23 protein-coding genes and 1 pseudogene are annotated in these 18,397 nt (G+C 69.5%); 7 read left to right on the top strand and 17 right to left on the bottom strand.

Annotation, left to right across the window (positions count from 1 at the left end):
* Positions 1–18: 18 nt before the first annotated feature.
* From ACLHRZ_RS20180 to ACLHRZ_RS20110, 15 genes are all read right to left on the bottom strand, one after another.
* Complete coding sequence (locus ACLHRZ_RS20180; protein ID WP_490419874.1) at positions 19–297, bottom strand: hypothetical protein; 279 nt, start codon at positions 295–297, stop codon at positions 19–21.
* Positions 294–2,144 carry a DNA polymerase gene (locus tag ACLHRZ_RS20175; RefSeq protein WP_490419873.1) on the bottom strand — a complete coding sequence of 617 codons (1,851 nt, stop codon included), beginning with the start codon at positions 2,142–2,144 and terminating at the stop codon, positions 294–296. Before ACLHRZ_RS20175 ends, ACLHRZ_RS20180 begins: the two co-directional genes overlap by 4 nt.
* Positions 2,141–2,410, bottom strand: coding sequence for a hypothetical protein (locus tag ACLHRZ_RS20170; protein WP_490419872.1), 270 nt, complete (start codon positions 2,408–2,410; stop codon positions 2,141–2,143). The genes ACLHRZ_RS20175 and ACLHRZ_RS20170 overlap by 4 nt, the downstream gene beginning before the upstream one ends.
* Positions 2,407–2,676 carry a hypothetical protein gene (locus ACLHRZ_RS20165; protein ID WP_490419871.1) on the bottom strand — a complete coding sequence of 90 codons (270 nt, stop codon included), beginning with the start codon at positions 2,674–2,676 and terminating at the stop codon, positions 2,407–2,409. Before ACLHRZ_RS20165 ends, ACLHRZ_RS20170 begins: the two co-directional genes overlap by 4 nt.
* Positions 2,673–3,869 (bottom strand): DNA cytosine methyltransferase, encoded by a 1,197-nt coding sequence (locus ACLHRZ_RS20160; protein WP_490419870.1) that lies wholly within the window; start codon positions 3,867–3,869, stop codon positions 2,673–2,675. The genes ACLHRZ_RS20165 and ACLHRZ_RS20160 overlap by 4 nt, the downstream gene beginning before the upstream one ends.
* Before the next feature lie 183 nt (positions 3,870–4,052).
* Complete coding sequence (locus tag ACLHRZ_RS20155) at positions 4,053–4,313, bottom strand: hypothetical protein (protein ID WP_490419869.1); 261 nt, start codon at positions 4,311–4,313, stop codon at positions 4,053–4,055.
* Complete coding sequence (locus ACLHRZ_RS20150) at positions 4,310–4,510, bottom strand: hypothetical protein (protein ID WP_490419868.1); 201 nt, start codon at positions 4,508–4,510, stop codon at positions 4,310–4,312. Before ACLHRZ_RS20150 ends, ACLHRZ_RS20155 begins: the two co-directional genes overlap by 4 nt.
* Before the next feature lie 10 nt (positions 4,511–4,520).
* Positions 4,521–4,712: a hypothetical protein gene (locus tag ACLHRZ_RS20145; RefSeq protein ID WP_490419867.1), complete on the bottom strand. Its 192-nt coding sequence runs from the start codon at positions 4,710–4,712 to the stop codon at positions 4,521–4,523.
* Positions 4,713–4,978: 266 nt separating this feature from the next.
* A complete protein-coding gene (locus tag ACLHRZ_RS20140; protein ID WP_490419866.1) occupies positions 4,979–7,084 on the bottom strand; it encodes a hypothetical protein in 2,106 nt (701 codons plus the stop codon).
* Complete coding sequence (locus ACLHRZ_RS20135; protein ID WP_490419865.1) at positions 7,084–8,784, bottom strand: hypothetical protein; 1,701 nt, start codon at positions 8,782–8,784, stop codon at positions 7,084–7,086. The genes ACLHRZ_RS20140 and ACLHRZ_RS20135 overlap by 1 nt, the downstream gene beginning before the upstream one ends.
* Positions 8,785–8,875: 91 nt before the next feature.
* The gene (locus ACLHRZ_RS20130) at positions 8,876–9,118 is read right to left on the bottom strand and encodes a hypothetical protein (RefSeq protein ID WP_490419864.1); all 243 of its coding nucleotides are present in this window, start codon (positions 9,116–9,118) and stop codon (positions 8,876–8,878) included.
* A 23-nt stretch (positions 9,119–9,141) separates the two neighbouring features.
* Positions 9,142–9,471 (bottom strand): hypothetical protein, encoded by a 330-nt coding sequence (locus ACLHRZ_RS20125; protein WP_490419863.1) that lies wholly within the window; start codon positions 9,469–9,471, stop codon positions 9,142–9,144.
* A gap of 108 nt (positions 9,472–9,579) precedes the next feature.
* Positions 9,580–10,590: a DUF2637 domain-containing protein gene (locus ACLHRZ_RS20120; RefSeq protein WP_490419862.1), complete on the bottom strand. Its 1,011-nt coding sequence runs from the start codon at positions 10,588–10,590 to the stop codon at positions 9,580–9,582.
* On the bottom strand, positions 10,587–11,153 hold the full coding sequence (locus ACLHRZ_RS20115) for a hypothetical protein (protein ID WP_490419861.1): 567 nt from the start codon (positions 11,151–11,153) through the stop codon (positions 10,587–10,589). Before ACLHRZ_RS20115 ends, ACLHRZ_RS20120 begins: the two co-directional genes overlap by 4 nt.
* Positions 11,153–11,413, bottom strand: coding sequence for a DUF6284 family protein (locus ACLHRZ_RS20110; RefSeq protein ID WP_490419860.1), 261 nt, complete (start codon positions 11,411–11,413; stop codon positions 11,153–11,155). The genes ACLHRZ_RS20115 and ACLHRZ_RS20110 overlap by 1 nt, the downstream gene beginning before the upstream one ends.
* A gap of 641 nt (positions 11,414–12,054) precedes the next feature.
* On the opposite strand from ACLHRZ_RS20110, the gene ACLHRZ_RS20105 reads away from it, so the two are divergent.
* The 4 genes from ACLHRZ_RS20105 to ACLHRZ_RS20090 all read left to right on the top strand — a co-directional run bounded on the left by ACLHRZ_RS20105 (position 12,055) and on the right by ACLHRZ_RS20090 (position 14,422).
* Positions 12,055–12,390 (top strand): winged helix-turn-helix domain-containing protein, encoded by a 336-nt coding sequence (locus tag ACLHRZ_RS20105; protein WP_490419859.1) that lies wholly within the window; start codon positions 12,055–12,057, stop codon positions 12,388–12,390.
* A 158-nt stretch (positions 12,391–12,548) separates the two neighbouring features.
* Positions 12,549–13,796 (top strand): NsdA family TPR-like regulatory protein, encoded by a 1,248-nt coding sequence (locus ACLHRZ_RS20100; RefSeq protein WP_490419858.1) that lies wholly within the window; start codon positions 12,549–12,551, stop codon positions 13,794–13,796.
* A 49-nt stretch (positions 13,797–13,845) separates the two neighbouring features.
* Complete coding sequence (locus ACLHRZ_RS20095; RefSeq protein WP_490419857.1) at positions 13,846–14,121, top strand: hypothetical protein; 276 nt, start codon at positions 13,846–13,848, stop codon at positions 14,119–14,121.
* Positions 14,111–14,422: a hypothetical protein gene (locus tag ACLHRZ_RS20090; RefSeq protein WP_490419856.1), complete on the top strand. Its 312-nt coding sequence runs from the start codon at positions 14,111–14,113 to the stop codon at positions 14,420–14,422. The genes ACLHRZ_RS20095 and ACLHRZ_RS20090 overlap by 11 nt, the downstream gene beginning before the upstream one ends.
* A 154-nt stretch (positions 14,423–14,576) precedes the next feature.
* On the opposite strand, the gene ACLHRZ_RS20085 is transcribed toward ACLHRZ_RS20090, so the two are convergent.
* Positions 14,577–15,707 carry an IS701 family transposase gene (locus ACLHRZ_RS20085; RefSeq protein WP_490419960.1) on the bottom strand — a complete coding sequence of 377 codons (1,131 nt, stop codon included), beginning with the start codon at positions 15,705–15,707 and terminating at the stop codon, positions 14,577–14,579.
* Positions 15,708–15,847: 140 nt separating this feature from the next.
* Between ACLHRZ_RS20085 and ACLHRZ_RS20080 the strand changes: the two are divergent.
* The 3 genes and pseudogenes from ACLHRZ_RS20080 to ACLHRZ_RS20070 form a co-directional block, all read left to right on the top strand.
* Positions 15,848–16,243 (top strand): annotated as a pseudogene (locus ACLHRZ_RS20080) (HAD family hydrolase); the annotation flags it as partial.
* 32 nt (positions 16,244–16,275) lie between these two features.
* Positions 16,276–16,887, top strand: coding sequence for a 2'-5' RNA ligase family protein (locus tag ACLHRZ_RS20075; RefSeq protein ID WP_490419855.1), 612 nt, complete (start codon positions 16,276–16,278; stop codon positions 16,885–16,887).
* Entirely contained in the window at positions 16,884–17,537 is a 654-nt protein-coding gene (locus tag ACLHRZ_RS20070) for a 2'-5' RNA ligase family protein (protein WP_490419854.1), read from the top strand. Before ACLHRZ_RS20075 ends, ACLHRZ_RS20070 begins: the two co-directional genes overlap by 4 nt.
* A 31-nt stretch (positions 17,538–17,568) precedes the next feature.
* On the opposite strand, the gene ACLHRZ_RS20065 is transcribed toward ACLHRZ_RS20070, so the two are convergent.
* On the bottom strand, positions 17,569–18,354 hold the full coding sequence (locus tag ACLHRZ_RS20065; RefSeq protein ID WP_490419853.1) for a hypothetical protein: 786 nt from the start codon (positions 18,352–18,354) through the stop codon (positions 17,569–17,571).
* Between the last annotated feature and the right edge of the window lie 43 nt (positions 18,355–18,397).

Below are 18,397 nucleotides of genomic sequence, written 5' to 3'. Positions count from 1 at the left end.
GCCTCCTTCAGGCGGCGTTCAGTCGTTGAGCAGGGCATTGATGGCGGCGGACTGCGTGGCGGTCTCCTGCCGTGCGCGCAGGACAAGGGACGCGATGGCCAGGACGGTGGGGCTGTCCCACGTCGCGAGCCAGTCGAGGATCCGGCGGTCGTAGGCGCCGAGTTCCACATCGGCGAAGGCATGCTTGAGTGCTGCCCCGAACTCGGCGGTGGGCAGCTGCCACGGCGGCGATTCGATCGGTACCAGCGGGATGGACGTGCCGCCTTCGCCGTCGTGCGGCCGGGTGTTGTGGGTCATGGTTGGTTGCTCCCTTGTACGGGTGGGTCAGGGAGTCGGCCCCAGTGGGTGCCGAGGATCTCGGCGTCGGCGGCGATGGGCACGCCGCGGTAGGTAGTGGTCATGGCCGCGGACAGCTGCTCGCGCACGGTCTCGGCCCGGTCTTCGGGGACGTGGACGATGACTTCGTCGTGGACGAACAGCCACAGCGCATCCGCCAACTTGCCGTCGGTGGCGAGGTGGTAGACGGCGGCCACGAGCAGGTCACGGGCGGTGGACTGGATGGCGTAGTTGCTGTTGGCGTGTGGGCGGTCCGGGTTGGCGGGGATCCTGCGGCCGGAGCCAGTGATGACGGTGGTGGCGTGGGCGATGTCCTTGCCGAAGCGGATCACTTCGGGGTAGGTGCGCTGCCACCGCTGGATCACCCCGCGCGCCACCCGTACCGGTACTCCGGTCTGCGCAGCCAGGCCCTTGGCGCCGCCGCCGTAGATCGTGCCGAACGTGGCGCGCTTGCTGACGGTGCGCTGTTCCTTGGTGAAGCCCGGCCCGTACATCAGGGTTGCGGTCGCGTCGTGCAGGTCCACACCCGACGCGATGACCTGCATCAGCGTCGGGTCCCGGGACAGGGCTGCGGCCACGCGTACTTCGACCTGGGAGAAGTCGCAGGCCACCAGCACGTGCCCGGCATCGGCGCGGAAGCAGTGCCGCAACCTTGGGTCGTGCTTCTTCAGGGTCTGCAAGGCCGGGGCGGTGATGGACATCCGCCCCGTGCGGGCCCGCAGCGTGTTGATCTGCGGGTGCACCCGGCCGTCCGCGTCCACAGCCGCCAGGAAGGAGCGGAGGTTGGTGATCGTGTTGGAGCCGGCCGCCATGTCCCGCCGGGCGGCCACCATCTCCCGCCCCTGCTCCGTGATCAGCGCCGCGTCCTGGGAGACGGCCTGCTCCAGGGCATCCAGGCTCTCGCCGGTCACCTGGATCCGCCCGGAGTCCGTACGGGGCCAGGTGTAACCGGTGACCTGCTGCTCCAGCCAGGCCGCGAACCGCGGCGAGCGGCCCGAGAACCCCAGGACGTCACGGATCCGGGCATCGGCCGTCGTGAACCGCTGCTCGATTTGCCGCAGCAGGCCTTCGGTGTACGGGCGGTCGAGAAGGAGGCCGCGGATGGTGATGCCGGTGGACTGCGCGGCCAGCCACTGCTCCATGCGCACCAGGTGCGAGAACGGCGCGCAGCGGGCCAGCAGCAGCGGCAGCAGACGCCGCACGTAGACCGCGTCCAGCCCCGCGTACACCACATAGGACTCATCAATGGGCGGGAGGTGGTCCCAGCCCCAGTCGATGGGGTTGTTGCCGGCGCGGGAGCCGACCGGGGCCAGCTCCCGCATCCGCGCATGCAGCGCGGTCTCGGCCTGCTTCAGCCCGTCGTCCAGGTAGCGGCAGGTCAGCTCCTTCAACCCGTGACCGGCCCGCTCGTCCGGCACCAACAGCTTGGACAGCAGATGCGTGTCCACCACCCGCTGCCCGAGCGCGATCCCGAACGCCGACCACACCGCCAGCACGTCGTAGGAGGTGTGCGTGACGAAGTGCCGCCGCTCATCGGCGAGCACCTCACGGATGGCCTGCTGCTGCTCGGGGATCAGGGGGTTGAGGACCCATGCGGTGACCGGGGTGCCGAACTGCACCAGTCGGACCCCGGCGGCCGGGCCGAAGTGCCCCGGGCCGCCCTTGACGATGGCCCGGGTCTCCACATCCAGCCCCAGCACCGGATCCGACGCGACGAACGCCGCGAACGCCGCCGGGTCGAACTCAGCGGCGTTCGCGGGGGCGTTGACGGTCATGGCGTGGCCGCCGTGGGTGCGGGTGTAGGTCACCACAGCGGGTCCTCGGTGGTGTCCTTGCCGCAGTGCGGGCACTCGTCCTCACCGTCGACGTGCCACTTCGACCAGCAGCGCAGGCACACCCGCGCGGGTACCAGCTCGCCGGACTGCTCGAAGCGGTGCGTCTCCGGGGTGGCCTGGAACAGCGGGTTGCGCTGCTGCCGGCAGATCTCGCAACGTGCGTACCGACTGCCCTGCGGGTAGGTGAGCCGGGCGCCGGACGGCGGCATGGGCTGCTCATTCGTCTTCTTGCTGGTCACGTGCTGTCCCTCCCTTCGTCACGGGTGTCACACGGAGGGCACTCCCACAGCAGCGGGACCGTGCCCAGCAACATCGGACGACGGCAGCGCGGACAGACCAGCGGCATGGGCGGGGGCAGGACGCGGCCCAGCCAGCCGTAGCCGTCACCGGCCAGCACACGCCCGTACCCGCCCGTGTCAGCGGCCCGGTAGCCGATCGCCCCGGGCACCTGCTCCGGGGCGGTCGCGGCCTCGAACAGGGCCAGTTCGGCAGCCAATGCGGTCATGCCGCCACCTCCGGAGCAGGGACGGGACCTGCGGCTCCGGGTGCACCGACGGCGAGCAACGTGCCGTAGGCGAGGACGGCCTGGCGGATGACCACACCGTTGCCGAGAATCTTGAGCTGGTCCGGGCGGGACAGGCCCAGGTCCGTGCCGGTCACCCAGCCGGGATCGGCGCCCATCATCCACTCCACGAAGGCCGGGGACAGGCGGCGGTTGCCCCTCGTGCCCGGCTCGGTCGGCACGGGCGCAGGACGCCCCAGGACGTGTTCCCAGCGTCGGATGGCGGGCCCGTAGTCGGTGCCGTTGGTGGCCACCCACTGCCCGTCCGATGCCTCGGGCGCGGGCAGCAGATTCACCACCACCTCGTTCAGCGGGCGGGAGTTGGTGCCCAGCAGGTTGGAGGCGCCGGACTTCCAGTCCCGTGCCGCCGGGGTGGGCAGCAGCGTCACGGCGGTGCGCAGGTTCATCCCCCCCTTGCGCTTGGGCGAGGTGCCGGGGCCGCCGGTTCCGTCGGCTGCGGCGGGGGTGGGCAGCAGGCTCATGCGCCGGCCGGGGGCAGCAAGAAGACCACTTCGTCCTCCAGCGTCGGCCCGTGCCCGCCCGCCTTGCGCTTGTCCGGGTGCTGGGGTCCCCCGTTGCGGCCCAGCTGTGAGGTGGGGGTCTTCAGCAGCGGGATACGCGACGGCGAACCACCGGTCTCGCCGGTGGCAGGCGCCGACTTCGGGATCTCCAGCTCGTAGGCACATCCACCGCGCGTGATACCCGCACGCGGCCAGGTCGGCGGCGACGACGCCGAGTCCCCGGCTGCGGATGGCGGCGACGTTTTCCAGGAACACGAAGCGGGGTCGAAGAACGCGAATGGCGTGGATGATGGTTTTCCACAGTCCTGATCGGTCACCGGCGATCCCTCCCCGAGGTCCGGCGTTGGAAATGTCCTGGCAGGGAAAGCCGGCGGTCAGCGATGTCGGACGCGGCAGCGAGACGGACAGGCCCGCCCAGTCCACCGCCGTGATGTCACCCAGGTTGCAGGCACCGGGCAGCCGGGCGGCCAGCAGCCGGGACGCGGCCGGGTCCTTCTCGGCAACCACGACCGTGGACAGGCCCGTGACGGCTTCCACGGCCAGGTCCAGCGCACCAGACCCGGTGCACAGGCTGACGTTGCCGCCCTCCGGCGGCACGCCGGTCGGATGGGTCATGCTGGTGACCTCCACTGTTCAGTTGGATGGATGGAGCAGGGGCGGCCCGCTTCATTGGCGTGAGAGGGGCCGCCCCTGGCATAGCTAGAAGGGCGGTTCGTTGCTGTAGCTGCCGGGCAGGATGCGCCGGTCCCTGAGGCGCCGGGGCAGGGGCAGCAGGGGCATGCACCACGCCGTCCAGCTTCATGCCGCCTGGCGGCGGCGGGTGTCGAGGTCAATGACGGCAGCCAGTTGTGCGGGTGCTGCCTGCTGCGGGGTGAGGCGTTCGCGTGCGGGCGGCGGCCCGGTGGGTGGCTGGTTGGGGCGGCCGGGGTGGTAGGTGGCCAGGACGGCGGCGGCGATGGCGTCGTGGCGGGCTTGGCGGCGGTGTCCGGCGATGCAGATGGGGCCGAGGACGGCGGCGGGTGCGGTGAGGAAGGCTGCGGCGATCAGGTCGGGGCTCATCGGGTGGCCTTTTCTACGGCGGCCAGCAACTCGGGGAAGGTGCCGCCGAGTTCGGCGAGGCGGGAGCGGATGGCGTTCCAGGAGTCGGCGTCGATGCTCATCAGGGCGGCGATGGTGGTGGGGACGTCGCCGCGGCGGTGGGCGGTGAGGGCATCGCGGAGGTTTCCGGCGGCCATGAGGGTGGGCTGCTGGGTCACGGGGTTCTCCTCAGGTGAAGCTGCGGAGGGCATGGACGAGTGCCTGGCACAGGTTCTGGATGGGGCCGTAGGCGCCGGTGCCGGCGGTGAAGAAGCCGAAGAGGAAGAGCACGGCCGCGGTGCCTGGGCCGGCGTAGCGGCCGCGCACGAGCACGACGGCGACGATGCCGAAGAGGACGACGGCGGAGACGGAGAAGGTCATGGCAGGCTCCGATCACGCGAGGCGGAAGACGCGGGCCGGCCCCGCCCGATCGGAGGCCGGGCAGGGATGCGCGGAGCCCCGGCCGGGGTGGTTCGGCCGGGGCCCTGGCGGTGACTGTGTGTGGTTGCTGTCGCGTGGGCTACTGGGTAGTGGGTAGTGGGGTCCCCAGTAGAAACACCCCGGTAGAGGCGCCTGTGAGGGTCTAGTGGGGTGTTCTACTGGGTAGTGGGGCGTTCCCCAGTACCCAGTAGCTGTGCGTGATGGTTTCAGGCGTGGTCGGGGTGGATGTAGACCGAGTGCGGTCCGTTGTCCCGGTAGATCAGTTCGCCTCGGTCGGCGGCGGCGCGCAGGCTGCCGCGGACGGTCTTGCGGTCCTTGCCGACGGCGTCGGCGATGGCGGCGGGCTTCATGCCGTCGGGTCCGGCGTCGCGGATCATCGTGAGGGCTTCCGGCAGCCATGCGGGCCCGTCGGCTGCGGTGTTGTCGCGGAGGGCGGAGAGGTTCAGCCCCGGGCCGGCCGCGTCACGCTCCGGCGGATCGGTGGGTGCGGGTTCGGCGGTGGTGCCGAACTTCTGGTCGATCTCGCTCATCAACTCGCGGGCGAGCGCATCCGCATCCCCTTCTGTTTCCGGTGTGTTCTGTGTGCGGAGGGCGGACAGGTTCAGCCCCGGCCGGGCCGGGCTCTGTGTCCCCATGGGGCTGGAGTTTTCGCCGGTGCTGCTGACGATGGCGGCCGCGCGCATCCAGGCGGTGCGGGAGGGGTCCCAGCGCTCGGTGTAGGCGTTTCCGGCGACGCTGAGGGAGATCTCGTCGAGGGCGGGGTGGCGGCCGGAGGTGGCGGTGACGATGTCGCGGATCTGGCTGGGCAGGATCCGCCACGCCTTGAACAGCACGGCAGGGGTCTCGGGGGTGCCGAAGAACCCGGCGCCCTTGTAGGGGGCTTGCTCGACGCGCAGGCCGCGGCTGCCGGGGAAGAGTTTGCCCAGGTCCATGCCCTCGGTCGATCCGCCGGTCAGGGCGACGCGGACCTTGGCTTCCCGGCGGATCATCAGGTTGCCGAGCACGGAGCCGGTGGAGCCCAGCGCGGTGAGCACCGTGCGCGCCCCCATGGCCCGCAGCTGCCGGATCACCTCCAGGATCAATGTGGCGAGCTGCTTCATCTTCTGGTCGGTGCTGGCCAGGATCTCCGCGCCCTCGTCGACCACGATCATGATCTGCGGGAGTTGCGGCGTGATCGGCAGGATGTCCGTGTCGGCTGCGGCCATGAGGTCCTGGTAGGCGACCTTGCGGTGTTTGCCGATGGCCACGGCCGTCTCCAGCATGACCTTGGCTTCCTGGAAGGTGGAGGCCAGCCAGTCCACCCCCGGCTGCATGCCCTCGACGAACGCGCCGTCGGCGTCGAGAGCGGGACGCACCCAAGGGAGGCCGACCGACCCGGCGTTGAGGTCGATGACCCAGGTCAGGATGTCGTCGGCGCGCGCGAACCCGGCCAGGACGTCATGGAGGAGGTTGGTCTTGCCCGATCCGGCCGGGCCGACGGCCAGGGCGCACTGTTCCCGCAGGAACGCCAGTGCCGGCCGGCCGTTGGTGCGTACTCCCCAGGGGATGCCGGTGTGTACGGACAGCGGGCTGTAGTCGGTGGGGTAGGGCACGTCCTCGACGAGGACGTTGACGGTGGTGACGTCGACCAGGACGCGGCCCTGGTCGATGCCGGGGCCGGCGGCCACGGTGCAGCCGTGCGGCAGGCGGGCATCGGCGGCAAGGCGCGGGCCGTTGGTGGCGATGGTGTGGTAGGTCGCACCACCTGGGGGGAGTTCGGCATCCAGGGTGAAGCCGGTGCCGGTCGTCCACATCTCCACCGCCACCACACGGGCCAGGGCGATCCCGCACACGCGCTCGATGCGCTCGGCCCACTCGACGGCCACCGCCCGCCGGTCCGCACTCAGCTCCCGGGCAAGCTGCCGCGCAGCCGCGGCGCGGGTCTCTTCCTCCACTGCTTCCTCCCACAGACCGGCGGCCCGGGTGGCCGCGCCGAAGGTGACACCGAGAGTGGCCAGCGAACCCAACGCCGCCCACGAGAGCGGGCCGTTGGCGATCGCCCATGCGGTCCATCCGGCGCCCAGCAGCCAGGCGGTGGCGCGGGTGGCGATGGTGCGGCCCAGGGCGCGGGCGTGCAGTCCGGCGGCGGTGTGGCCGATGGCTCCGGCGGTGCCGGCGGCCAGGGCCCATGCGGGCGGCATGCCGGTGGCCGCCCCGGTGGTGGCGAGGGCGAGGGCGCCGGTGGTGGCGGACAGGGCACCGGTCACAGGTCCGTGACCGGCCGCCCAGTCCAGCACCGGACCACGCTTCGCGGTCTTGGTGCTGGTGTTCATCAGACGTTCCAGCCTTTCTCGGCCTCGGGGCCGTTGCGGGGGTCCTCGTGGCGGGCAATGTCCTGCTCGTGCACGCGACGGAAGGTCGGCCCCAGGTCCTCGGCGGTGGAGACGGCCATGAGCATGGCCTCGTGGATCTGCTGGAACCCTTCGGCGACTTCCTTCTCCAGCGGGAACTCGGAGTCGGCGCGCTCGGCGAGGATGCGCATGATGTTGGCGACGGACTGCAGGGCATCCGGCAGGTTCTCGACCATGGCCAGGATCTCCATGCAGCCCTCGGGCTCGTAGGAGGCGGCGGCCTGCTCCATCTCCGCCGCGTGCTCATCGAACTGGAACCCGGACAACGTTCCTCCCTGATCAGCAGTGGGTGCGGTGGTGGGGACGGGGTGCTCGGGACGGGCGGCGGTATCGCCGATCTCCTCCTGCTCCCCCTCACGGTCGATGGCGGCCTCTTCCTCCGCCAATGCCTTGCGGATCGCCTGGTCGCGCTGGGCCCGGCGGCGTGCGGCTTCCCCGGTGATGCGCCAGTACAGGCGCCGTCCCAGGTACATCAGCCACGGCAGACCGAGCCTGCGCCCGAGCGGGGTCAACACCAGGCCCAGCAGCCCGACGGGAAAGGCCAGCAGCGCGGCCAGCAGCCGGCGGCCGTGGAAGCGGGCCGCCGAACGCCGCAGCGCGGCGCGGGCCCGGCGCCGGGCGGGGGCCTTGCGCACCGCCATGCGCTTGGCCGACACCGCCGCATCCGTACGCCGGTCCCGCACCGCACGGCCCCGCGACACCGCGGCATCCCGCAGCCGCCCCGCCCGCGCCAGCAGACCCGAGGCCAGACGACCGGCTGTGCTCTTGGACGCGGTGCGGGCCGCGGTCCGGCGTGCGGCGTTGGCGCGGCGGGTATCGGATACCGCCCGGCGGTCCGCTGCGCCCTGGAGGCGGGCCTGCTGCCGGGTGGGAGCGGCCTTCCTGGCCGCCGCCCGCGCCGCTTGGACCTGACCCACCCGCGTACCCAGCCTGCCGCCGAGACGGCCACTGCGGGGTGCCGTGCGGCCGCCGGCCGTACGAGCTGCGCCGCCAGCAGCCCTGGCAGGGGTGTTCTTGCTCAGGGAGACCCGACCGGCCCGCGACGACGCACCGGAAGCGGCTGCACGCCTGGACGAGGATGCCCCCGCAGCACTGCGGCGCGAGCTGCCAGGGCGTGCGGTGCGGGTGAGCCCGGTGGAACCGAACGCCGACTTCACCGCGGAGCGGCCACGCCCCGCCCGGCCACCACCGAGCCCCTTGCCCGAGCGCGCCGACGAGGACGAGCCAGAGGAACGGGAACGGCGCTGGGCCGGAACCGCGCCCAGCACCCCCCGCCCGGCGGCCGCGGTCGTCGTACGCCCGGAGCGTACGGCGGTGGCCTTGGACTTCTTGGCGGCGGCGCGCTGGCCGCGGGTGGCGCGGGCCGCGGCGATACCGGCGGCCGCGGCGGTACCGGTCGCCGCCACCACAGCACCCAACGGCCCCGCGGCCAGGGCGGCGCCGCCGACGAGGGCAACCGTGGTGTTGGCGGCGGACAGCGCCAGCGGCACCACGGGAATCCCGCCGGGGGTGTGCCGCAACTGCGATTCCGGCTCACCCGTCGGCTCAGACGGAGTCGGTGGGTTGGGTGGGGGTGGCGGGATCGGGACGTCCGTCACGGCCTGGACCGTGGATTCCGACATGATGGAAGAACTCCCTTCGTGGGAGAAGGGGCCCGGCCGCGTGCTGTGGAAGGCTGGGCGGCCGGGGCCCGCACGGCGAAGTCGTGCCGGGTCAGATCTGGTTGGGTTCCAGCGAGAAGGAGATGACGCTGGAGTCGGTCAGCTGCGGCTTCTGCCTCTCCAGCTCGTCCTTGAGGAAGATGAGCAGGTCCAGGCGGGTCGCTCCGGCGGGCGGGGTCACCGTGCCGTGCCAACTGGCGGAAGCGACACCGGGCCTGTCCACGGCGAGCACGAACAGGTGCGTGCCCTGCGGTCCCGCAGACGGGACCGGCGCATGCTCGGTCTGGGTGGTCATGGGGTTTCCCTTCGAGTCGCGGTTCAGGGACGGTGCTCGGTGTGCGCGGGGTGGGCGGCAGCGATCTCCTGCCAGCGGCGGGACTCGCCCGCGTCCACCTCGGTAAGTCGGACGCGGAAGGTACAGCCGGGCGCCGCGCAGCGGTGCGTCTCGGCGCACATCCGTGCCACCAGCTCGCGGACGGCGGTGTAGACGGTGGCGAACACGGCCAGGCCACACGCCGCGATGAGGGGCAACGGGACGCCGTAGCTGATCAGTCGCTGGACGTTCTCGCCCCCCGTCATCGCTCCGGTCGTGACGGCCAGCGGAGCGGCGTAGCGGCGCAGCGTGGCCCGGGTGGTGAAGGTGTGCACAGGCGGTTTCCTTCCGCTAGGTGCAGTGGTTTTCGCGTTCGGAGCAGGCACGCACACGCCGACTGCGGCCGGGGTGGCGTGTCCGGTGTCCCGTGGGGAGTGCGGTGATCAGCGGCTGGCGATGGCCAGTTCGGCGCCGCCGGCGGCGGCCGGGTCGCGGTGTTCGGCGTAGCGGGCGGAGACCCAGCCGACGGACCAGCCGCACAGTTCCGCCGCGGACCGCACCGACAGCCCCGCACCGAAAGCGGCGGCCACGACGGCGCGGGCTTCACCCTCCGGCAGTTTGACGGCGGCCGGCCCGCGCGCCAGAAGCACAGCGCGTTCACGCTCGGCCCGCTCGGCACGCTCAGCCTGTTCACGGCGTTCACGCTCGGCCCGCTCACGACGCTCTCGCTCGCGACGCTCGGCCGCTCCCTGCTCGGCCCGTTCACGCTCGCGCTCGCGCTGTTCATGCTCGAGTTCACGGCGTTCACGCTCGGCCTGCTCGGCGCGTTCGCGGGCCTCTTCCCGATCTCGTTCCTCGCGCCGGTGCCGGTCCTCCCGCTCTGCCTGTTCGCGGGCCAGGCGGGCCTCGTGCTCGCGCTGTTCACGGGCCAGCATCGCGGCGTGATCCCGCTCCTCGCGGGCCTGCCGGCGAGCGGCCTCCTCACGCTCGCAGACGGCCTGTCCGGCCCGTTCACGCGCGGCACGCTGCCGCTCTTCCAGCGCGGTCACAGCGGCGGTGATGGCGCGGCGGTAGGCCAGACCCGTCTCGGCGGTGACGATCAGCAGCAGCGGCGCCACCGCATGCACGGCCACGCCGACCAGGTCTTTCTTCAGCGCGGAATCGCCGGTGTTCAGGGCCAGCGTCATGACACCGGTCATCCACCGCAGCACGACCGGCCACCGCCCGCCGTGCCCGCCCAAGCGGGCGAGCACCGAATCCAGACGGACCACGATCACCACCGCCGCATCGACCACCAGGGGCAGAATCGGCGCCGTCCAGGCCCACTTGGCGGGGGTGTGAGCGGCCATCAGCGGCGTGACGGTCAGGATCGAGTACAGCACTGCGCCGGACACGATCAGCCACATGCCCACCGACAACGCCCGCTCCGCTGAACGGATCTGAACACCGTTCACGCTGCGCCCTCCCGGCCCCCCGGGGAGCACACCGAAGCGTCGCGGAAGCCCTTCACGGCCTCATCGAAGGTGAACAGCACGGCCCGCCAGACCACTTGCGAGGCGGGCCGGTCGCTGCACGGACCCCAGGTGTTCACGGGCACGCCTCGGGTGGCGGCGTAGGCGTAGGCGGCATCGCGACTGCGGTGGATGCTGTGCGGCTCACCCCAATGGAGCAGCAGCACCAACGGGCCGTGCTGCTCCGCGGCCTCCAACTCCTCACACAGCAGCCGGATCTCCACCTCGCGCTCCGCCGCCCGCTCCCTGGCGGCCTCCAGGGCATCCTCCAGCCGCTCGGCCTCCTCACGCAGCCCCTTCACCGCGGCCTGCGCAAGGCCCCTGTCCCAGCCGGCCGCAGAAGCAGCACACTCGGCCCGCTCGGCACGGGCGGTCAACTCCCACACCTGCTTCAGGTGACGACTCAAGGCGGCATCCGCCTGCTCCTGCACCTCCCGTGCACGGATACGAGCCTGCTCAGCCGCCTCGCTCAGCCGCCGCAGCCGCGCCGCAGTGACGATGCGCATCACGCCACCTCCCCCGAGACACCACGGTTGGCCAGCGCCGCCCGCTCGCACAGCACCCGGTGCAGCGCCTTGCGCAGCCGCCGCTTGTCCAGCTCACTCGGCGTGCGGTCCATCAGCGCGATCCGCACATCCAACAGCTCGACATCCGCCGCGATCAGCGGCATCTCGGTCTCGATCGCATCCAGCTCCGCATCCGTCGGCTCACAGTCCTGCCCGGCGCGATCGATCACATCCAGTAGATGAAGAGAGAGAATCTTCATGGGTCGTTTGCTCCTCAGACGGTGGAACGGCCCGAACAGCGGCTCCCGGGAGGCACCCCGGGAGCCGCACGCCGTTGAAGTCGGTCCATCCAGCTCCCCACACCCCGCCCGTACGAGACGGGCGGAGGAGGCAACCGGCCGCAGCGGGAGCCGCGGAGGAGTTGGGTTGAGCTGTACATGGCGCGCTTGCCGACGCGCGGAACCGCCTACTTGGTCGAGGAGAGGCGGTGTGATCCCCATACGTTGGCCGGTTGCCTCGGGTCGTCGCGCCCGTCTGCCCTTGCGGGTACGGGTGGCATCGCTCGCCCGGCCGGACTGCCCCGGAGTCACCCTGAGACAGCCACCAGCCACGTTCCCGGAGGTGTTCCGGCCCCTCCGGCCGCCTTCCTGACCTGCTCCGCTCACCCCGGCCCTGACCTAGCAGGGCCGCCGGCTCAGCCGCTGTCACCTCCCGGATCACCTCCGGGGTCGTCACCAGCGAGACGCGCAGATCTCCAGTTGTTTTTCAGCGTTCTTGCAGGTCAAAGCCGTGCCACTCCGAATTACGGGCGGCTCATTCACTAGCTTGCACTAGTCTGCTGTGATGCACAAGCTCTGCGCGGTGATGCGCTCTAGTCCGCTGTGGTAGGTAGGCTCAGAGCATGACTGCCACAGGAGGACCCAAACCCAAAGCGGTGCAGGTCGCGGACGCGCTTCGGGAGGACATCAAGCGGATGAAGCCGGGAGACAAACTCCCTTCTCAGCGCGAACTGATGGACCGATTCGGGTACGCCAGCCAGACAGTCCAGAACGGGCTAGCCGCTCTCCGGACCGAGGGACTGATCGTGTCGGCCGGGAACCTCGGCAACTTCGTCAGCGACGGGTCTGCCCCCACCAGCGACGTTCGCGACGACATCAAGGAAATCCGCTCCCAGATTCAGGCATTGGCTGAACGGCTCGAAGCACTCGAAAGCCGCTCCGTGCCGGATGGTGCGTGATCTGCAACCAGCATGCGGAGAACGGAGGGTGTGGCGTAAGTGACAGCCGGGGGACGAACAGCCCAGCCAGGGGACATGTCCGGTGACACCCCTCTGTCCCCTTCCCTGTCCCCCCTGTGCACGGGAGAGACTCGGGGTATGCACTCAAAGGAGGGCGCATGACCGACGAGAGGCCGGCGTGGGCGCGGCGCATCGCTGCGGAGCGGATGGCGCGCGACTGGTCACAGCGGGACGCAGTCAGAGCTCTGCGGGCCCACGCTCCAACGGAACTTCCCGCAGAAGACAGCATGGTTCGCCAGTGGAAGCGCTGGGAGTCGGGCAAGACACCGAACGACTTCTACCAGCCCCTCATCGCAGCCACCTTCGGCACCGTAACTCACGCGCTCTTCCCAGCACCCTCGCGCCGTGACGGAGACAAGGAGATCCTGGCCGCGAGCGGCATGGAGACACTGGAAATAGTGAGCCGTCTGAACCGGTCTGACGTCGACCGCTCCACGCTCGATGCGCTCCGAATCACTACCGACCGGCTGTGCTCGGAGTACCCGTACGTGCCAAGTGAGCAGCTCCTGATTGAGGGACGGCAATGGCTGCGTCGCGTCGTCGACCTGCACACGAAGAGCCTCACCCTGGCCCAGCACCGCGAGGTACTGGCGATGTCCGGCTGGCTCGCGCTCCTGGTCGGCTGTGTCGAGTACGACAGCGGAGACCGGCATGCGGCGGAGTCGACACGGCGGGCTGCCCTCTCACTCGCGGTGGAGGCGGACCACGCAGAGGTAGCTGGGTGGGCCCATGAGATGCGGGCATGGTTCGCCCTCACGACCGGCGACTACCGAGGCGTCATTGCTGCAGCACAGGCTGGTGCAGAAGCTGCACCGCATCACGGCGTAGCGGTACAGCTCGCGGGGCAGGAAGCCAAGGCATGGGCGCGGCTAGGAGACCGCCGACAGGTGGAAGTGGCTCTCGACAAGGGCCGACGGTTGCTCGAAGGGATGCCGCACCCCGAGAATCTTGACCACCACTTCGTGGTGGACCCCGCCAAGTTCGACTTCTACTCGATGGACTGTTACCGGTTGGTCGGCGAAGACAAGCTCGCTCGGACGCTCGCAGAGGAAGTGCTGAGGGCCGGAACGGACTTCGATGGCACAGAGCGCAAGCCCATGCGCAATGCAGAGGCTCGCGTAACGCTTGGGGTCACCGCCGCTCGCGAGGGTGACCTAGAGCAAGCCCTGACGATGGGCGAACGCGCCCTCGAAGGCGATCGCCAATCAGTGCCCTCGCTCATCATGACCAGTCGGGAGCTGGCTGCCGAGATGAAACGTCGTTACAGCTCCGACCCAGCAGCCCAGGACTACCTGGCGCATCTGCACGCGCTCGGACGCGAGAAGCCTGGATTCTTGCCGCAGTAGGCAACTCGACTCCAGCCCGACGAGTCTGGTCGCCGAGACCAAAGTGAGCGTGCGCGTCCACAGCGGAACGACGTTCTTCAAGCTGTACGTGATCAACCAGGAAGACGCGTTCTTCGGGTACTACCCCATCCGCCCCAACAAGGTGGTCGCGGAGGGAGAAGCGATCGAGATCTACGACCTTGTAGGCACCGATGCCACGCTGTTCCACTACTCCGTGAACGAGGGCGAGTCGTCGAGCGGGGCACAGCAGGTCGAGCAGGCCCACATGTGGTTCGACAGTGTTTGGAACACCATCGGAAGGGACCTTGACCCTGATGGGAAATAGCAAGCTCTCCGAGATCGTCGGAGCCACCGACGGAGTTCTGTTCGACTTCGACGGGCCGATCTGCGACGTGTTCGCGGGGCGGCCCGCCCCCGGCGTCGCTCGGGAACTGTCGGAGGTCGTGACCCGGTACGACGCGACACTCGGCGGCAAGACACGCGGCGTCGACGACCCCATGGAGATCTTGCTTCTTGCCGGACAGGGCGGCGAACCGGTCATCCGAGCAATCGAGGAATCGCTGACCAAAGCCGAAGTGTCGGCCGTCAAGGTCGCGGGCCTGCCTGTCCTAGTACTACAGGGCTAGATCTGGATCATCTGGAGCCGTAGCCGCCTTCGGAAATGGTGTCGTCGCGCCTCCGCCTGATGCGCGCGCCGCCAGATCGACCAGTGAAGTCCCTGGTCGATGGCGATGCGGGGCGAGCCGATCAGGTTGAACAGCCGCCGGACCTCGGCGACGGTCAGGGCCGCGAGCCGCCGCTTTCGCGGCCCGCGGTCACCGCCCGGGTTCGAAGAGCCCCCTTTTGCGGGGTTCGGGCTATCGCGGCCAGGAATGCCAACGCCAGCATGGCCATGGTGATATGGCGATGCCAGGCGTCGTATTTGCGTACCTGGTAGTCGTCCAGCCCGGCCTGCTGCTTGGCCGCCTCGAAACACTCCTCGACCGGCCAGCGCAATCCGATGACCGCCACCAGTTCCGGCAGTGATTCCCCGCGCGGGTTGTAGCAGTGGAAGTAGGCGATCTCCCCGTCCGTGATGGTGCGGCGGACGATGTACTGATGTCCGTTCCGGCCGGCGATTACGGCCCAGTCGTAAGTGCGGAATCCTTTCGCTCCGATCCCGCAGGCGCGCCGGGAGAAGTCCCCTGGCCGCAGGTGTGATGCCAGGTTGTCCAACCGGGCTGGGGCGTCGGGGTTGGTGGTGGTGCCCGCGGTGTTCACATCGGTGGATTTCGGGACAGCCATGCAGTAGGCAATGCCCTCTGCTTCCAGGTACCTGCGCAGGATCCTGTTCTGGCCGAACTCCTCGTCCGCGGCGAACCACGAGAACGGCACCCCGGCCGCCACGGCGCGGCCGATCATGGCCCGGGCCTGCTGCGGACGGGTGCGGAAGACAACCTCGTCCGGGATCCCGGCCTCCCGGCGGCGTTCAAAGTCGACGGCCCAGGAATCCTTGGGCAGGTAGAGCTCCCGGTCGATCAGCACACGGTCGCCACGGCGGTTGGCATGGGCCAGGAACGTCCCGATCTGACAATTGTCGACACGTCCGAGGGTGCCGGAATACTGCCGCTGGACTCCGGCGGATTTGATGCCCTTCTTCGCGAACCCGGTGGGATCGGCGATCAGCACGCCCCGGGGATCCGCGAAGCGTTCCATGGCGTAGTCGCGGACCAGGTCCCGCATCAGAGCCGCACTCCACGGGGTGAGGTTCAAGAACCGCTGGAGTGCTTTGGGCTCCTTCTCGCCGGCGAACTCAGCAATGGTCCAGCCGTTCTTGCGCTGCAATGGGGAGAGGAGCCCGCGCAGGTACTGCAGGGCGTGCTCCTGGGATTCCGGGCGGTAGAACAGCGGGGTTACCCGCTCGCCCAGCACGGCGAACTCGCGGTCCCAGACGGCTAAATCGGCCGGGCTGACGGCGTCCGACGAACAATCTGAATCATGGGGCTGTGTCGTGGCCACAACCAGAGCCTCCCATCACCCCATGATCCAGATCTAGCCCTGTAGTACTAGGCGCTGTTGCTTCCCTGGAAGCCGCGCACGCGTCCGGGCGAAAGGTTGCCGTGGTCAGTAACAATTCCACGGCCTGCGTACGGGCATTCCTGATGCTGCACGGCCTGCGCCACCTGGTGCACGAGGTCATTGGCCGTGCCACCTGCAGACCGGACCTCATGAAGCCCGACCCCCACTCGCTGTTGCTAGCCGCCGCGCAACTTCGCGTGCACCCCCATCACTGCACGCTCATCGGGGACTCAGCGACAGACGTCGAAGCCGCTCGTGCTGCTGGAGCGATGTCCATCGGCTTCGCCAACAAGCCACACAAGGATCTTCTTCTAGCTGAAGCGGGAGCCGGTGCGGTAGTCACCGACATGGCCGCAGTGGCCGACGCGCTGGCAGCGAGCCCCAGGTAGCGAACTGTTCATCGGTGTGGGAGGGGAGTTGGGTGGAGGACTTCTGGAAATCTCACCGCTGGCCCCGCGCCGAATGCCGTGTTCACTGGCATGTGCTCTTTGACGATCAGCCGGTGGTTCACGCCTTCATCCGGGCTTACATGGGCCTTCTCAGCCGTCACCGTGAACTCTCCCGAGTACCCCCGGAGTGGTTGCACGCAACGGTCCAGTCCCTCGGCCCACTCACACCAGCCGATGCCGATGCGGTCGCCACTGCCGCGAAGTCGCCACTGCAGGACATTGCACCACTTGAGGTCGAAGTTGATCCTGCGCAAGCTGTTCGCCGCGGAGTCGCCGCCGCACTGAGCCCGGAGCAGGAGCTTTCCGGGCTCTTTCAGGTGCTGCGGGAGGTCACCGCGGACGTCCTCGGTGCCGAGCGACTATCACCGGCCTCTACGCGGTTCCGCCCGCACATGAGCCTTGCGTACAGCAATGCCGAGTGGGACGACGAAGGACTTGCCAGGGCCCTGGTGGAGCTCCGCCCGCCGCGGGCTCGCTTCCGGGTCTCGAAGGTCGTTCTCGTGGACCAACGGCAGCTCTGGCGGGACAAATACATCTGGACACCGATCGCCACCGTACCGCTCGGCCAGGGAGGCTGCTCATGAAGCGTTTTGTGCCGCAGTTCCAAGGGGCGCCGTGGGTCGACGGAACCCGCGTCCTGCACGCCTACTTGCTCCCGGACCTGGACGTGGACCGGGACTTGGCGCGGCTCGTCGCAGGCTGCCACGATGCGATGCGTCCCTTTCCGATCAGCCCACTGAGCGAGCGGCTGCACGTCACGGTTGAGATGGTCGCGGACACCGCCTCGGACGACATCACCACGGATGCGCGAACCGCGCTGATCAGCGCACTGCGTGAACACCTTGCCAGCGCTGGCGCCTTCCAGGTGGTGGCCGGCTCCCCGATCGCCAACAAGGCCGGCGTGCTGCTGGACCTCTCGCCTGACGGTCCCTTGGAGGAGCTTCGGGGACGTGTGCAGGCGGCGTTCCGGGAGGCCCGCGGTCCCGGGGTGATCCAGCACGACGGCGGCCGGCACCACATGTCTCTCGGGTACAGCTGGGGTACAGGCGACAGCGACGCACTCCAGAGCGCACTCCGTCGTCTCACCCCCAGCCACGCAGCTTTCCACGTCGACAGCGTGCACCTGCTGGACGTCCAGTTTCGAGAGCAGATCCTTGGCGCAGGAACCACGGCTTGGGAGATCGCATGGGCCCGCGTAGCGACCATTCCGCTACAAGGCTGCTCCCGGAACTGACCCGATCTCCGCTGAGGCGACCCAGACAGGGTCACTGCGGCCAGTCGTAATCCTGCGGACGCGCCTCCGTCTTCGGGCCGGTGCTGAAGGTGGTGCGCTCGACACCACTCAGGCGAACCCGGTAGGACTGCCAGGCTTCGACGATATCCAGAGTCGGGGGTGGCGCAGGGAGGTCGGCGACGGTTACGTGTCGGTCGTCGATCAGCTCGTCCGCTTGCCGCTGCCACCAGCGGAACCATCCGTACAGCGCCGACGGATAGAGGTCCACCGGCCCCGGGTTCTCGGGGTCCGCCGCGGTCAGGGTCACTGCGTACCCGGACGCGCCACGCAGACCGTCAGGGCTCTTGTTCCAGTGACCATCATGCGTTCGGATCCAGGCCAGGACCGTGTACCGGTTGATGTTGACGGCTGTCACCACGGCGCTGGGCCAACGGCGGCTCAGGTCGTCCAGGGCGAGAAGCGGGGGCTGGTCGCCTGCATGTCCGATGACGACGCTGGCAGACGAAGCCACGGAAGTCTGGTGGTAGCTCTTGATAGTTACAGGCCCTTCCCTGTCCCAGTAGGCGGGGACGGCAGCATCGATCGCGTCCCGGTACCGGGGATCCAGCGCCATCAGATGCAGCACCAGGGATTCAGGCTCCTGCCAGTACGGGTCAGACGGCCCCATGGGGTAGCGGGTCATGTGGATCCGAAGGACATCGTCTTCGCCGACGACGGAGTGTGTGTCGACGTTGGCCGCCGGCACCCGGACCCCCGGATACAGCGCCACCAATGGATGTACCGACCGCCTGCGGTCGTCGTCTGTTGCCTCGGCCACGTAGGCCCCCTCCCCGCACACGATCGGCGTCCAGCACGCTAGC

The organism is Streptomyces sp. AM25 (assembly GCF_058146165.1).
This window is presented reverse-complemented; position numbering and strand designations above follow the sequence as displayed.

What these genes read in the sequence shown, in the direction of transcription:
- ACLHRZ_RS20115 (WP_490419861.1), bottom strand. Translation starts at nt 11,153, where the DNA reads ATGCGCATCGTCACTGCGGCGCGGCTGCGGCGGCTGAGCGAGGCGGCT.
- ACLHRZ_RS20100 (WP_490419858.1), top strand. Translation starts at nt 12,549, where the DNA reads ATGACCGACGAGAGGCCGGCGTGGGCGCGGCGCATCGCTGCGGAGCGG.
- ACLHRZ_RS20160 (WP_490419870.1), bottom strand. Translation starts at nt 3,869, where the DNA reads ATGACCCATCCGACCGGCGTGCCGCCGGAGGGCGGCAACGTCAGCCTG.
- ACLHRZ_RS20090 (WP_490419856.1), top strand. Translation starts at nt 14,111, where the DNA reads ATGGGAAATAGCAAGCTCTCCGAGATCGTCGGAGCCACCGACGGAGTT.
- ACLHRZ_RS20140 (WP_490419866.1), bottom strand. Translation starts at nt 7,084, where the DNA reads ATGAACACCAGCACCAAGACCGCGAAGCGTGGTCCGGTGCTGGACTGG.
- ACLHRZ_RS20110 (WP_490419860.1), bottom strand. Translation starts at nt 11,413, where the DNA reads ATGAAGATTCTCTCTCTTCATCTACTGGATGTGATCGATCGCGCCGGG.
- ACLHRZ_RS20130 (WP_490419864.1), bottom strand. Translation starts at nt 9,118, where the DNA reads ATGACCACCCAGACCGAGCATGCGCCGGTCCCGTCTGCGGGACCGCAG.
- ACLHRZ_RS20105 (WP_490419859.1), top strand. Translation starts at nt 12,055, where the DNA reads ATGACTGCCACAGGAGGACCCAAACCCAAAGCGGTGCAGGTCGCGGAC.
- ACLHRZ_RS20155 (WP_490419869.1), bottom strand. Translation starts at nt 4,313, where the DNA reads ATGAGCCCCGACCTGATCGCCGCAGCCTTCCTCACCGCACCCGCCGCC.
- ACLHRZ_RS20145 (WP_490419867.1), bottom strand. Translation starts at nt 4,712, where the DNA reads ATGACCTTCTCCGTCTCCGCCGTCGTCCTCTTCGGCATCGTCGCCGTC.
- ACLHRZ_RS20135 (WP_490419865.1), bottom strand. Translation starts at nt 8,784, where the DNA reads ATGTCGGAATCCACGGTCCAGGCCGTGACGGACGTCCCGATCCCGCCA.
- ACLHRZ_RS20070 (WP_490419854.1), top strand. Translation starts at nt 16,884, where the DNA reads ATGAAGCGTTTTGTGCCGCAGTTCCAAGGGGCGCCGTGGGTCGACGGA.
- ACLHRZ_RS20165 (WP_490419871.1), bottom strand. Translation starts at nt 2,676, where the DNA reads ATGACCGCATTGGCTGCCGAACTGGCCCTGTTCGAGGCCGCGACCGCC.
- ACLHRZ_RS20180 (WP_490419874.1), bottom strand. Translation starts at nt 297, where the DNA reads ATGACCCACAACACCCGGCCGCACGACGGCGAAGGCGGCACGTCCATC.